At 34.2% G+C, this 14,749-nt stretch carries 10 protein-coding genes; 8 read left to right on the top strand and 2 right to left on the bottom strand.

All coding sequences use genetic code 11. The annotated features are described in order from the left end of the window. Positions 1-4 precede the first annotated feature (4 nt). Both CZ490_RS07520 and CZ490_RS07515 read left to right on the top strand, forming a co-directional pair. Entirely contained in the window at positions 5-991 is a 987-nt protein-coding gene (locus CZ490_RS07520) for an HNH endonuclease (protein ID WP_077618319.1), read from the top strand. Positions 992-1,294: 303 nt separating this feature from the next. Continuing rightward, entirely contained in the window at positions 1,295-2,437 is a 1,143-nt protein-coding gene (locus CZ490_RS07515) for a phospholipase D-like domain-containing protein (RefSeq protein ID WP_077618318.1), read from the top strand. 33 nt (positions 2,438-2,470) lie between these two features. Here CZ490_RS07515 and dcm read toward each other — a convergent pair whose 3' ends face one another. Next, on the bottom strand, positions 2,471-3,667 hold the full coding sequence (gene dcm / locus CZ490_RS07510) for a DNA (cytosine-5-)-methyltransferase (protein ID WP_234987187.1): 1,197 nt from the start codon (positions 3,665-3,667) through the stop codon (positions 2,471-2,473). 48 nt (positions 3,668-3,715) lie between these two features. Next, on the bottom strand, positions 3,716-3,928 hold the full coding sequence (locus tag CZ490_RS07505; RefSeq protein ID WP_077618316.1) for a hypothetical protein: 213 nt from the start codon (positions 3,926-3,928) through the stop codon (positions 3,716-3,718). A 352-nt stretch (positions 3,929-4,280) separates the two neighbouring features. Here CZ490_RS07505 and CZ490_RS07500 point away from each other — a divergent pair, with 352 nt between their 5' ends. The 6 genes from CZ490_RS07500 (at position 4,281) to CZ490_RS07475 (ending at position 14,590) form a co-directional block, all read left to right on the top strand. Further along, positions 4,281-4,514: a hypothetical protein gene (locus tag CZ490_RS07500; protein ID WP_077618315.1), complete on the top strand. Its 234-nt coding sequence runs from the start codon at positions 4,281-4,283 to the stop codon at positions 4,512-4,514. A 20-nt stretch (positions 4,515-4,534) separates the two neighbouring features. Beyond that, complete coding sequence (locus tag CZ490_RS07495) at positions 4,535-6,370, top strand: hypothetical protein (protein WP_077618314.1); 1,836 nt, start codon at positions 4,535-4,537, stop codon at positions 6,368-6,370. After that, a complete protein-coding gene (locus CZ490_RS07490; protein WP_077618313.1) occupies positions 6,367-7,233 on the top strand; it encodes a hypothetical protein in 867 nt (288 codons plus the stop codon). Before CZ490_RS07495 ends, CZ490_RS07490 begins: the two co-directional genes overlap by 4 nt. 20 nt (positions 7,234-7,253) lie before the next feature. Then, complete coding sequence (locus tag CZ490_RS07485; protein WP_077618312.1) at positions 7,254-8,027, top strand: DUF6339 family protein; 774 nt, start codon at positions 7,254-7,256, stop codon at positions 8,025-8,027. A gap of 405 nt (positions 8,028-8,432) precedes the next feature. Continuing rightward, positions 8,433-11,579, top strand: coding sequence for a UvrD-helicase domain-containing protein (locus CZ490_RS07480; RefSeq protein WP_159439922.1), 3,147 nt, complete (start codon positions 8,433-8,435; stop codon positions 11,577-11,579). Then, complete coding sequence (locus CZ490_RS07475; RefSeq protein ID WP_077618310.1) at positions 11,576-14,590, top strand: hypothetical protein; 3,015 nt, start codon at positions 11,576-11,578, stop codon at positions 14,588-14,590. The genes CZ490_RS07480 and CZ490_RS07475 overlap by 4 nt, the downstream gene beginning before the upstream one ends. The last annotated feature ends 159 nt before the right edge of the window (positions 14,591-14,749 follow it).

The raw sequence follows: 14,749 nt of genomic DNA, 5'->3' as shown, positions 1-14,749 counted from the left end.
ACTCATGAGTCATGATCTAAAGGTCGGGGAGCTGAGGGAAGCCTATATAACCGATGAAGATATCTGGAGGATCTTTACCATTGTGTTATCGAGCAAATCGGTTAAATCCTCTACCTATAAGTATGCACTAATCAAATCGCTTATTGAGAACTTATATCAGGTTAATGATGAATTTGAATTAACGTATGATCAACTGGCTTATTCCTTTACAAAGATTTACTGGAATTTAATTGTTCACCATAATTTGATCAACCAAAACAGAGGGAAAACGGCGAGAGTAGTTACTATCATTAAGGATGAACAGAAAAAACATGCAATCCCCTCTGAAATGATTTTTGATAAAGTCCCAAATCCCATACAAGTGGGTATTGTTAAAAAAGTAAAGACAACTATGAAGGAGAATGTATACGGTGCGTTGTATGGTGATACGAGAGGATCATTTTATGCCTTCGAACATAAAACAGAAATTTTAAAACTTAATCCAGTAGTTCATAGTTTTATGTTGAATTATCAAAGGCTTATTGTGTACCTAACAAACTATCATATGGCAGCTATGATTGAAGAACTTAATGAGGTGCCAAGCATCAATTATCTACTTGGAAAGGTCGAAAGCATCGCAAAACGATCGTCGCTCCGACCCTTTGAAAAGATTTTACTTAATCATTTTGAAGCCACTTGTTTTTATTGTAATAGGCCACTTTCCGGAAAAAAGAGAGAAACCCACGTTGACCATTTTATACCTTGGTCATTCGTACAAGCAGATCATTTATGGAACCTTGTATTATCATGTAATAGATGTAACAGTTCAAAAAGTGATAAGCTACCTGAAAAGTACTTCCTAGAAAGCTTAATTGATCGTAACGAGGAATTACACGAAAGAAAAGAATCGGCAGATATCAATAACCTAATGATGAATTATAGAGAAAAGAAAATTATTATGCTTTATGATTATTCAATTAAGAATGGATATGATAGAATCTGGTGTCCTTAGTATTTGCTTTTGTATTAAGAAGCGAGATAATTGTTTCCTATTAACGCAGGTGTTTATCGTTATTAGAAGTTTAGAAAGAAATATTCTTATTTATTTAAGAGAGCCCAACAAATAAGAGTCGACTGCGAGATTATCTAAAAAATTGATTGGAAACAATGGATTTGTTTCTCGTATTCTATAATTGAAGCCACAAAAAGGTATCAGCTAAAAGATCTAGAGAATGATTTAAACGGTGGATATTGGGTTTTTCTGCATGCATTAAAAAAGTACGTATTTGGTAATATCAAGCTAGGAGGTAGGATTGTGTTTTTTGATCAGCAAACGATAAAAGAAAAAGAGGATTATGTTCTATTATTAAAAGTGGTAGGCTCACTTTCTAAATTATTTAGTGAAAGTAAAACACCTTATTTATATTATCGTGCTGCGGAAAATATTTTTTGTAAGGCTCTTCGTGCACATAATCTTTCTAGGGGCGATATCTCATTTGATGCCTTCAAGGGAGATACGGGTATAGGGTTGAAAACGTTTACACACGGAAACGGAAAGAAATACGAAAAAATTGCAGAATTCAATAAAGACATTGAAAAGTTTAGATACTTAGACGAAGAAGGTACTATGTTGAAAATTGCTGAACTAAGGAATAACCGTATAGCAGCAACGGAGCGTGCGCACGGTACAAATAAAATGATATACCATCTTGTGACAAGGAAGGATGGTATATTTGAAATCCATGAAGAGGAAATGCATTACATGGATATAGAAACCCTTAAACTCGATAAGAAGAAAACGACAGATAAAAATATTTTCTTTAAAGACAAATATGGAAGTTACAAATTCTATATTGCAAAAAGTACCTTATATAAACAGTTTATATGTAATAATCCAATTGCTGTTTTTAATGTGGAAATTTTAGATGACCCTTATAATTTTCTTCTGCGAAGCGAAGGGGCAAACTATATTATTAACGAACGAGAAGAGCAGTTTGATTCAGTTTTTCTTCCTCTCTATTCAGCTAGATCTGGTAAAGTGGAAGAAAAGAGTGGTTTAAATCAGTGGAATGCTGGTGGAAGGGTTAGAGATCAGGATGAAGTGTATATCCCCATTCCTAGTTGGATTCACAAACAGTTTGAAGGCTTTTTCCCTTATGATGTAATAACCGATGAAAAAGAATCATTTACTTTAGTTCTTCCGGATGGTAAAGAAATTAATGCAAAAGTTTGCCAGTCAGGAGGAAAAGGGTTCATGAGTAATCCTAATCGTTTATTAGGGCACTGGATATTAAGAACTGTTTTACAGGTGCCAGTAGGACAGTTAGTTACATATGAGGATTTAGATCGAGTAGGTATAGATTCTGTACTGGTCACGAAATTGGATGAATACAAATTTAAAATAAATTTTGCGAGTACAGGCTCATATGCAGATTTCGAGGAAGAATATAAAAAATAATTCTTCCTCGTTGTTTTGTCATCCGGCATTCTACTAAGGAGTTTGTACTACCAATTTATCTTCCTCAACTTTATTGGTGCTTGCTAATGCTTTCAGTATTTCAACTCCAATTAATGTAATAACATCAACAGATACTGCATTGCCAGCTTGTTTATATAGCCTTCCATCAGAAAAAGGTCTCCCTTTATATTCAGTTGGTAATTCATATTCTTTTCCTATAGGAAAGCCTTGTAATTTAAATGTTTCATTAGGAGTTAGTTTTCGAACACCGTCATGTACCTTAATTAAAGGGACGTTGTGGCCCCCAGTACCCATATTAGCTGTTAGTGTAGGACAAACTCCATTTTGATTTTTCCTTACATACATTCCGCGCCTAACTTGAAAGAATTCATATTCTTCAGTAATTTCTTCATCAATATTAACTCTATGTTCTTTTCTATCTTCTTGGTTTATTGAAAAATACTCCTCTTCCGTAATGAAATATGAAGGATATTTTTCCTTAGTATAATAATACTTTTCACTATCAGACTTTGTTAAATGTAACTCTAATACATTTTTAATATTTTCAATTCTTTCTGCTTCTGTCTTTTCTATTTTGTAATTACTTATATTATCATTGTCAAACATCGTAAATTGATCAGCAACTTTACTGTCAAGAAAAGCCACGATATAAATTCTTTCACGATTTTGAGGTAAATGAGTAACATCCTTCGTATTTATTACTTGTTCTTTAACGGTATATCCCAGTTTTTGTAATTCATTTTTGATAACCATATACGTATTTCCATTATCATGGTTTTTTAGGTTTTTTACATTTTCTAAGAGAAGCACACTAGGCTTTTTAGCATGTCTTTCATTTAATAATTTGATTAAATTAACAATACTCCAAAATAAATTTCCTCTTTCATCTTCAAACCCTTTTCTATAGCCAGCAATACTAAATGCTTGGCAAGGGAAGCCACCGACTAAAACATCTATTTCATGTTGAAGGATTTCTTCTCTCTTTTGAATGTATTCTGCTTTTTTTTTCTCGTCCAATTCCGGAGAAGGGTTTAGTATTTGTTCTATATCACCAGGAATAACAGGGTGGTGTTTAAAATTGTGGCAATAAGTTGCAACTGCATATTCATCAATTTCATTTGCCCATAAGATTTCGAATGTGTCATTGTTGTACTCTGCGAGTTGGAGCCCTAAATCAATCCCACCTACACCAGCAAATAAACTTCCCACAGTATATGTCATATGTTTTGCTCCTTAGTATATTATATAATTATTCTATCAATCAGAACTTGGAAAAACAATTTGTTTTTTCAAGTTTTTATATTCATCAATTAGATTTCGTAACGCTTCACTTCTATTTTTGCCATTGAATGATTCAATAAATTGTATGTCTTCTTCTACCAATTGAAAAGTATACCCTTTTTTCTTCAATTCATCAGGGATTTCTTTTCTTCCAGAACCAGCTCTTGCGCCTCCCCAATTGCTATGCATGTAAATCACCCTTCAGTCTTAATAACAATCTATTATACCATTTTTCATAAAAGATAAGAAAGTGCTAGCTAGAAAGAAATAGGAAATAGGGAAAGATAAGTGGTGTAAAATACAAAATTTGTAGGATTTAAAATCTTGGTTAGTTTGTATAAATAAATGTTAGGTTATTACATGCTTCGTACATTAACTTTGTTACAGAAGAGGTAAACTACATACGAAAAATATGAACTACATTTTTATTATCTAGTATTTTATTCTTATATTATTGAATTATTATAAAAATGATATTATACTAATAATATATAAATTTTATATTCTGTATTTTAATTATATTTAATAGGGGTGGTGTAATGTGGTTGAGAATAAAAAGCGAGATAAGTTTGAAGAGTTAGCTGAAAAGCGAGTAACTGAAACTATAAAAAAAATACGATTAATTGGGAATCTAGCAAATCGTAACAACTATGATTATACTGATGAACATGTTAAACAAATTCTTTCGAAATTAGAAGAAGAGTTTCGTTTACTAAAAGCTAAATTCAATGATGGAGAAAAAGAAAAGGTAGCAACATTTAAATTTCGAAAATGAGTAGAGGTGAGTGATATAAAATGGTAGAAAATCTAGTAGGTTGGAATTCAGCAGAGAATACAGACAATTCAAGAAGCGGTTTAAATCATGCAGGCATTGAAAATTTTAAAGACGACCCAATATATCATGTTCCACGAGAATTGACTCAGGATGCACTTGATGCAAAAGATCATGAAGTAGATGGTCCAGTTATATTAGAGTTTAAAAAATTTTCATTAAAAAAAGATAAGACCTTGTTTGATATAGATGAATTTATTGGAATAGTTCAAGCAGTTCGGGACTCTTGGATAAACGATCCTAAAACTTATAGATATTTCGATAAAATGTATAATACGATTAAAAATGAAGAGAAAATTGTCATTTTAGCAGCTCGCGATTATAAAACAATTGGTTTAAGTGATGTTACGAGTGACGAAGAAGGTAAGTGGATTTCATTAGTCAAAAGTAGTGGACATTCTGATAAAAAAGCTGGATCTAATGGTTCACGAGGATTAGGAAAGCACGCTCCATTTTTAGCCTCTAAATATAGTATGGTTTTGTATGGAACCTTAAACAAGCAAATGGAATCGGGATTTCAAGGTGTAGCAAAGCTTGCTACTTATAAAATGGGTGGCAGAAAGTATCGAGAGAATATTTATTATGGCGTAAAGAATGGTTATAGACCAATTACTGATTTATCTTTATTACCTGAACAATTCAAACGGAATGAAGTTGGTACGGATAAGTTTATTTTTGGTTTCAAATTTGATGAAAATTGGAAAAATCACTTTGTTAAGGTAATTACAGAAAATTTCCTTCTAGCACTTTATGAAGAAAAGCTAATTGTCAATGTAGATGGTAAGGTAATTTCAAAAGAAACTTTGCCTGGTATTATTGAAGAAATTTGTCAATCAGAATCCTCTGGTCACCACATCATAAAAGAATTTTACACTGCTTTAACTGAGGGGCAGGTAATTAGTCTTGATATAAAGCTTAATGATGTTGTTGAGTTACAACCTGTACTTTTGCATTTAGCAAAAAATGAAGGTTTTAGTAATACGATTTCAATGAATAGATTATCGGGTATGAAAATATTTAACAAAGACAACTTTAGAAAACCTCCTGTTCGCTTTGCTGGTTTCTTAACAATAAAAGGAGAAGAATTAAATGAAAGGTTATCAGAGACTGAAACAGCTACACATAAAGGTTGGCATGTGAATGTGAATGAATACTTGGAAGATGAAGAAGTTCAAAAAGCCAAGGAAATTAAAAAAGTCATAGCAAAAATTGATAAATGGATTTCTAATAGTGTTCATGGTCTTGCACCAAAAATCAAAAAGGAGTCAATTGATCTAATAGGCTTAGAACAAATTTTACCTAAAAAAAGCGACAAATCAGAACCATTAGCTGAGATTAGTGAGGATGCTTTAAGAGAGAACATTAAGTCTATTAAAATTATACCTCATTCATTTTCTCAACGTGAACAATTAAAAAATAAAAAAAGAAAGAGAAAGAAAAATCCAAATCCAAAACCAAATCCAACTCCACCAAGCCCAAATCCTAAACCTAGAGAGCAAAAAGGGAGTATTTCTCGGATTCGTTCAATCTATGATGGAATAAATGATAATTATAAGATAGTAATTACACCAAAGGTTTCTGGTAATGTGAGGTTACAAATTCAAGCGAAGGGTGAAAATGGGAGATTAGTAGATATATCAGTGAAAGATGTAAAAGTAAAAAAAGATAACAACATGCAAACGGTTACCTTGGCGGAAAATGTGATTGGTCCAATAGAACTTGCAAAAGATGAACGTTGTGAATTATATGTAACAGTAAACGAATTGACACCTTTTTCACTGGAGGTTCAAACAGTATGAAGATACAAAGAACAGCTTTTCCGCACCCTGTGTTAGCAGAATTTAATGACGATTATAAAAAAAGTAAGTTTAATGCCGAACTCATTGAAGTAACCCCAATGAATGATGGGTTTTGTCAGTTTAGTGTTAAGTTTGAACTTGAAAATTCTCGACTAGAGGAATTGGTAAATAATCATGAAGCTGTATTCGCTACACTTATAGATTGTTCATCAAGTATGTACCGCGAAGTTTTCACAACAACAAATAGAGAATTGACTTTCCTTATCAATCAAAAGAAACTAACGAAGCAAGTAGAAGTTAGTTTTGTAGTAATTGCAAATACTACAATCGTTGATTACGAGAATGAGTTGTTACATGAAGATTATGATGGTCAGGTACTAACTTTCGATAAAGGGAAGTACTTGGCCGTGGCACCTGGTGTAACATTACCTATAGAAAAAGACCCATTTGTACCAGCAAAGTCAATTTTTAATTTACGTGAATCTGACGAAGAGAATCCAGAACCGTATGATGTTTATTTTGGAAACGAAGATGTAATTGATATAAAATTACCACCAAAAGTGTATGAACAAATCTCAAATATTCAGCGTTACGAGCATATTAATCCATTATTAATAACAATGTATTACTTACCAGCATTAATAGATGCTTTAACCTATATTTGGGAAGTTGAAGAAGGGAATAATACAGATCCAGCGCAAGATAATGAATGGTATAAATCTATATTATTTCAATTAGATCAACTTCAAATTGACCCTAAAAAAATCAATGAAATAGGAGCATCAGTAATAGCTCATATTATTTTGAAAGATGTTGTAAAAGAGGCCCTTAATTCACTAAGCGATTATCTCGTTATGGAATAAATAGTAGATGGAGGATAGAATTGAAAAAATTATATTTAGAAAATACAAAATTACTAGAGTTGAAGGGAACCATTCAAGAAAATTTAGAACTGTATACATCTAAAGAATCTTGGTTGGGAAAGGAATTAAATATCACAGCGTCTAATTTGCTACAGTTAAAAGTTACGAATACTAAAAATAGAAGCGCAGATGATTTAGACAATGCAATACGACTATACTCAGCTTACAAAGATTTGCCATATACTTTGGCTTCAGATCAAAACTATTGGACTTTGTTAACTCATACAGAGTATTGGCAGTTCATGAGAGAGCGATGGCCTATTGAAGAAGCACAGGGAGACCCTGTAGAATTCATCAAAACTCGTTATTTCTTCGGACAAAAAGGAATGTATCGGAATGGTTTATCTCGGTTGTGGTGGTATGTAGAATTAACATATGATAAAGAACTAGATGACCCCTATAAATATACTAAACTACTATTGGAAGATCAAGATTTAGCTGGGCAAACAATAGAAAATAAATTTCTGTCCAGGAATAAAGTGGCTATGAGAGCACTATTTGAAATGCTTGAATACGTAGAAAAACTACAAGAAGAGGGGACTATTCATATATTAACTGGTAAGCAGCGACGTAATCTCGTTCGAGATATAGCTAAATACTTTAATCTATCGGGAGCTGTTGAAATGTGGGATATATTATCACCAACTGAGGCTTTTGATAAGCTTACACAATGGGTACATTTATACTTGAAAAAAATTGGGGCATATGATTCACTCTTAACTATGTCTTATTAGCTACAACTTATAGATTGACTAAATCCATTTTATTATAATATTTAGGCTGGGGTAGTGATACCCCAGCTTTTCTTAATTTCGAAAACAATGAACTAGAGCTAGAGTGACAAGAGCTCATACCAGTATGGGCTGATGTTCTTTTCTGTCCAAAAATAACTTTTGTATTGCTATCATGATACAATAATCCTTCCAACTAGAGAATTGCATGTATATGGTTACAAATCATTCGAATCATAAAAATCAAGGATCAGTTTTTTATATTGTAAACAGCACATATTTTCCAATTATTTTACTAATTGTTAAAATATGTTTCCTACAGTACTATGTTTTCTTGGTATAATAGTCCTATGTGCAAATTTAAAAACTAACTCACAAGCCTCACCTATGTGGAAAGGGTGGTCAATTATGAAATTAAAACTAAGACCTGAGAAACAAGTAATTAGAATTCTTCAGTCCTCAACCTATATTGAACAAACAATTAAGCGCTCTTATCAAAAATTCCACGAACAAATCGAGCGACATCCGAATGTTAGAAACGAACAAATGCCTATATTTGTATCATTCTTATATGATAAGATAATAGATTTGAAAAAATTGCCTTCGAATAAAGAGTTTCGTGATTTGTATATGAATGATTACTATTCACATATCAGAGAAGATGAGTTAATTTATTTTGCTTATCTGTACCGGATTGATCAAGCGTATGACTCTTTGGTGCGTGACTTGCATTTTTATTTTAAGCTCACAGAAAGTAAAAACTATAAGTTTGATGATGTGCAATTGAACTATGTTTACGATATTGAAGCTAAACAGGATTTGGTCGTCACCATAGGTGAAAAAAAGCTAGGATTACAACTATTTAAAGGAAATGATACTCATATCCCAAATAAAAAGATGCAAACGGCGAGACGACGGATTAACCCAGGATATAGAGATTACTTTCTTCCACTACATGGTTCGAAGACAAATCCACAAAATATTGGAACCGAGCAACATCCTTTCTATGCCTACAGTGACAATGATGTTGAGTTGATTTATAAAGAGCTGACCATTCAATCGGATACTTCCAATTCAATTGACGAACTTGAGAAATATGTTCTTCCTTCTGCGGGTTCACAAACGAATGTGAACGAGCCATCAAAACAACCAAAGCATTCACTTATCTATGTAGGAAATAATAATCCTAAGGACTATAACGTAGAAATTGATAAGCTCTTGAGCAATGGTGTAAGGGTTGAATGGATTTCACCCTATAAGGGTAAAGGAAAAGACAACCTACGTATTCACGAATCGACCATTGCGGAGAACTATAATTTTTACATCCAGGACGGTATGTTTAATAAAGAACAAAAAAAGCTCCTTCAGCAAATCGGAGATTCATCTACATTTAACTTTGAACAATATGCGGTCGAACATGCATCACTTGATAAACACTTAATGGTTGAAGCAGGTGCAGGAAGTGGAAAAACGGAAACAATGATTTCCAGAATTATCTATTTACTTCACACAGATAAAGTCGATAGCTTATCAGAGGTTGTAATGATTACCTTTACGAACGAAGCAGCTGATAATATGAAGTCAAAACTTGCAAAACGACTATTAAAGCTTTTTGAAATCACGAAAAAAATTCAATATATCAATTGGAGTGAAGAAGTTACTGCAATGAGTATTTTGACGATTCCTTCATATTCAAAAACTTTGATTCAAGATTTCAGCTCGGAGCTAGGTATGGGTAGGAATTTTTCTGTGCATACTCTAAAAAGGGAACGAGAGGAATTGATTGCTGGGGTTCTTGATGAGTATGTTTCAGAACACAGCTTGACCTATCATGATTTAGGAAAGTTGAAAGACTATGAAATTATCGATTTGATTGATCACTTCTGGAATCAGCTTGAACAAAAAGGAATTATTTTTGAGGATCATCATGAAATCCAGTGGGGTACAGTTCCATCTAACGAACTAGAGAAAACCTATTACCACTTATTAAAAGATGTGATTAGAAAATGTGAAATGAAGTTTAAACAGGAAAAATTGAATAAAGACGTGCTTACGGTAAATGACTTGACTCAAAAAATTAGTGAATTTAAACCACACTTAAATAAACAACAAATGAGTAAGCCGTTTCGTTTCTTATTTGTTGATGAATTTCAAGATACAGATGATGTTCAAATTGATTTGGTTTATATGCTCACGACAATAACGGAAGCACAACTTTTTGTTGTCGGGGATATTAAACAATCAATCTATCGATTTAGAGGGGCAAACTATACAGCGTTTGCTTTACTTACCAAAAAACTAGGGGAGCATACAATCAATCAGGAATATAAATTGAAAAAAAACTACCGAACTGATGCAGCGATTCTTAATCCGCTTGAGGACATCTTTGATGTGTGGCGCAACCATTTGCTCCAAGTATTACCTAAGTCTGATGACACAGAAGGAAGGCGTCTTGTGCCGACATTGTCAGAAACGAAATACGCGGAACCTTATAAGGTTGATACTGAAACAACTGATATTTTTAAGGCTACGCTTGACCTGTATCGTGAACTAATAAGGGAAAAAGACGATGAAAAGCAAGACAAACCGGTTGAATTGGCAATCTTAGTGCGAACCAATTATCAAGCACAGGAAATGCGAAAGTTGCTAGAAAATCTTCGTAAGAATCATCCAGAGATTGTGTTTGAAGTAACAACAGGTGGAAGTCTGTTTAAATCTAAAGCTGCAAAAGACTTGCTTATTTTAATTAATGCCCTTTGCTATATGGACGAACCTGAAAGCTTTTATGCACTTCGTCAAACCGCTTTTTCTACTAAGTCATTTAACCCAGCAGAGTTCATTTCTTATGAAGGCAATCGTGATGAAGTTATGAATCAGCTATCACATGATGAGGTAAAGGGGTACTCCGAAGCGTTAAAAGATTTACGAATAAAGCCAACACTACATGCGATTTATCGAATTCTTATGAATAACCCATATCAGGAAGTTTTAAAGGCAATGAATATGCAAGACCATGAGATACAAAGATACCGTTTGAATTTATACAGAATCCTTGAAATTGCTGGTGAAACATTGGAACCTTCCATGCTTGGGATTCTTCAACTACGTGATTGGCTCAAAATACAGGTCGCAACGAATCGTGATGAAGATGAGATGGAAGTAGAAATATACAATGTAGAGAAGCTCATACGTGTCATGACTGTTCATAAAGCAAAAGGGCTAGAATTTGATACTGTCTTCCTTCCATATACGAATCAAGCTTTGGTCAAAAAATCAGCTCAGAACATGATTGTTGTAAGAGAAAATGAAGAAATCAAAGCTGGCTGGAAGTCGAACGTAGGAACAGAAATTAACGAAATAAAGTCAACTAATTACGATGATTTAAAGACAGTCGAGGATAACGAAAGCATTCGTGAAGAAGCCCGTTTATTGTATGTTGCTTTAACTCGTGCAAAACATCGATTAGTGGTTAAGTGTGTGAAACCTAAGTATGATAAAAACAACTTGTATAATTGGTCAGAATTAATTCGATTAAAGGAAGAGGAGAAACGATGACAAGAAAAGTACTAACGTATCAGGCTCCGGCACAGCTTTATCGTTCTGATTCACTTTTTTATCGTGAGTATGCTGATTGTCTTCATATCGTCGCAACCAATAGCTTGAAGACGGGCTTAGGCGAATCAATTAAAATGGGACGGTGGATAGAAGCTCCTATCATCACCTTTTCTGAGCTTTATACAGAGCTTGCCGGAGTCAGCTGGTCAAGCTCGAAAGCGCAGTTGAAACAATTTCTTACCCTCTCGGATATTCAATCGGAGCTTTGGTTAGAAAATCCAGGAGGAAACCGACTCGTTGTTCAAGCGATGGAGCGGAATCAGCTCCAAGTCCTAAAATCGTTACGAATGGTAACCGAACTAGGACTAACACCAACTAATCTTTTAAAGAGAAAGAGCCAATTAACGGAACCTGAGACTATCTTTTTGGAAATATGGAACAGAATGCAAAGCATGTTGCAAAACAACTCGAAGGATTTACGGTATTTTCTAGAAGGGACGAAGCATGTCACAAATACGATGACAGTAGCTTTAAATAACTGGGGTAAAGAGTTATTTACTGAGAAAAAGAATGGTCCAGTACGGACAATGCTCCTTCATAAAAGAAGGCTAAGCAATCTCCTTGAGGATAATTGGAGACTGTCCATTCAGAAGTCACTCGCCAAAAAGAAACTCATTTTGCATGGTTTTTACTTCATTACACCAATTCAGGAGAAGGTATTACAGCGACTAGAAGATGATTTTGAGTTAGTCTTTCTGAATTCCTATGATAGCCGTTTTCCAAATACATTTGAGACGGTAAAAACCTTCCTTGGAATCGGGATAAATGAAACGTATAGAGTGGTTGATGATTATGTCGCAATACATCCACTTGCAGCAAGACTGATTGAAAGCCTAGAGGGTGGATCTCAGATAAAAGTGGACCAAAAGGTAGAGGTCTACAATGATATAGCCCATTTCGTCGAATCCGAGAAAGAGCGGTACGTTTCGACTGCTGGTAATGGAAATGAGATGGAGGAGACATTTCATATCCTTACACCAAGGGCCAGTGATATCGAGAAACATTTGATTGCCAATGAGTTTGTAGAGCCATCCAAGAAAAAGTTAACAGATTATCCAATTGGACGATTTTTATATCGGCTCCATCAAATGAAAAACCGCAAAACAGGTTTAGAAGATGGATCGGAAACCTTTGAAGAGCTAGTTACTGCTGAAGCTCTTATGGACAGCTTCTCTTCTGGATGTCTTATCCTTAACGGTGAAGATTTGAGAAAGTATGTCAAATCATTGGAAAAAGTCATTCCTTACTGTAATAAAGCTACAAACTTTAATTCGTGGATTGAAATGATAGAGAACTTAATTAAAGAAAAGAAGTCATTGGAGAAAAAGACAGAACAAACCAACAAACATGCGTTGTCTAATAGAGCTCATCTCTTTCATTCAATGCCAATAAGGCAGCTTTCCTATTTTTCAGTGTCAACAAGTAATCTGGAAAAACTTATCGATGGGATTAAGCTATTAAAAGGGATGAATGATGCTCTTTTTGGTGAGTGGGATACGAAAAGAAGTATTACCTCCCATTTCAAGACGTTAGAAGAAATGGTTTTGAAAAATGTAGAAGACTTTTTTGAGGACGATGAAAAGGAAATCATCACGAATTTGGTGGAAGAAATAGCAGATGTAAAAGACGAAGAACTATTGTTCTCCCTTAAGGACATCTCAAAGGGCTTATTGTTTTTCTTAGATGGTTCGCTTAGCGAAACAGGTGAGACGGAGTCAGTTTCTGACAAAGTATTTGCTTTTGATCAGGCAGATGGAGCACCGTTTCGTATCAACCGAAAGTTTCATTTAGCTTTTGCTGATCATAAGGCATTGCCGATATCTCAAGGCTACTCCCTATGGCCGATTTCTCGTGACACCTTGGTCCAGCTTCAAGAAAACACTCCTGAACTACACTTGTTTGAAGAACGAAAGAAACAAAGCAGTTCGATTACTCGGTATTTGCTGTATGTGCTGTTTCATTCATCTGATGACGTGCGGTTCTCCTATGCGAAGCATGTTGGAAAAGAATCGAGATTAGAGCTTGCTTTGTATCTAAAACTATTAAACTGTGAATCGATTCAAATGGAAAGAGTCACAAAAGAAGTAGAAGCAGGTAAAAAAGAAATCAACGAGCAAATCGATGTGAAAGATGCTGGTTGGACCCTTTCGATGGAAAGAGAAGCGAAAGTATGTGGGAAAAGAGCTTCGTTTAGCTTTATTTTAAATGAGCACACCAGCTTTCAATCTGATTTTCATCACCGTTTTTTGTATCAAAACCTGATTGCAACTCTCCCTATGCTTGTGAATAGTAACGTAATAGCACAGAAAGAACTACGTAATGTAGTTGATTCTTGGTTTCCGCAATGGAGTGATATGAATCGGAATTTTTTGTATGAGTCTAGAATTCCAAATCGATATGCTTCATTGAAGAAGATTGAGTTGGATGACCAAAAGTACAGTCAGGCAATTAGTTATTTGCATTTACTTCCAACAAGCTATGCCCATAGAAATAAAGATGAAGTAGCAAATGAAAATGTCGTTTTACACAAGGCGATTCCTGGTAGACATTGTCGCTACTGTCCGTTTCTATCGATTTGCAATGAAGGAATCTACGCAAACGATTTTGAGGATGAACCGAAGGTGAAAACAGAAAATGGAACGAAAGCAAGACCGAAAAACCAAAATACAGCTCAGAAAAAAAAAACTAAAAAACAACAAAAAACAAAACTCTCAAAACCTAGTAAAAAAGAGTCTGATTTTTCGCTTGAAACCTATCTAACTACCAATAATCTTAAATTCATTGATAAACGACCTAAAAATGGCCGTTTATGGGTAATTGGAGGAAAAGAACTTACACCGTTTTTTAAAGAATTAGAAACCAAAAACTTCTATTTCCAGTTTGCACCAAATGGTGGAAAAGCAACGAAAAGGAGAGAGTCGTGGTTTTTGGTTGATAAAAAGCAAAATTGAAACAATATCTAGAGTCAGTTCTGCTTTTATATATAAAAATAGGAACGTAAGCTAAAGAGTTAAAGGGGCAGTTACCTGATAAGTATTTTAAAACCTATTATTTGTGAAATAGTTAAAGAACAACAAAAACTATTATCAGGTAATTATCAATCAAATCAA

Source organism: Litchfieldia sinesaloumensis (genome assembly GCF_900156865.1).
In the GTDB taxonomy this organism is placed as follows: Bacteria; Bacillota; Bacilli; order Bacillales; family Bacillaceae_L; genus Ferdinandcohnia; species Ferdinandcohnia sinesaloumensis.
The sequence above is the reverse complement of the archived record's forward strand: the minus strand, read 5'-3'. Positions and strand labels throughout refer to the sequence as shown.

Bases quoted from the DNA above. Each gene is read 5' to 3' on its own strand.
- CZ490_RS07495 (WP_077618314.1), top strand. From the start codon at position 4,535: ATGGTAGAAAATCTAGTAGGTTGGAATTCAGCAGAGAATACAGACAAT.
- CZ490_RS07475 (WP_077618310.1), top strand. From the start codon at position 11,576: ATGACAAGAAAAGTACTAACGTATCAGGCTCCGGCACAGCTTTATCGT.
- CZ490_RS07490 (WP_077618313.1), top strand. From the start codon at position 6,367: ATGAAGATACAAAGAACAGCTTTTCCGCACCCTGTGTTAGCAGAATTT.
- CZ490_RS07520 (WP_077618319.1), top strand. From the start codon at position 5: ATGAGTCATGATCTAAAGGTCGGGGAGCTGAGGGAAGCCTATATAACC.
- CZ490_RS07505 (WP_077618316.1), bottom strand. From the start codon at position 3,928: ATGCATAGCAATTGGGGAGGCGCAAGAGCTGGTTCTGGAAGAAAAGAA.
- CZ490_RS07480 (WP_159439922.1), top strand. From the start codon at position 8,433: ATGAAATTAAAACTAAGACCTGAGAAACAAGTAATTAGAATTCTTCAG.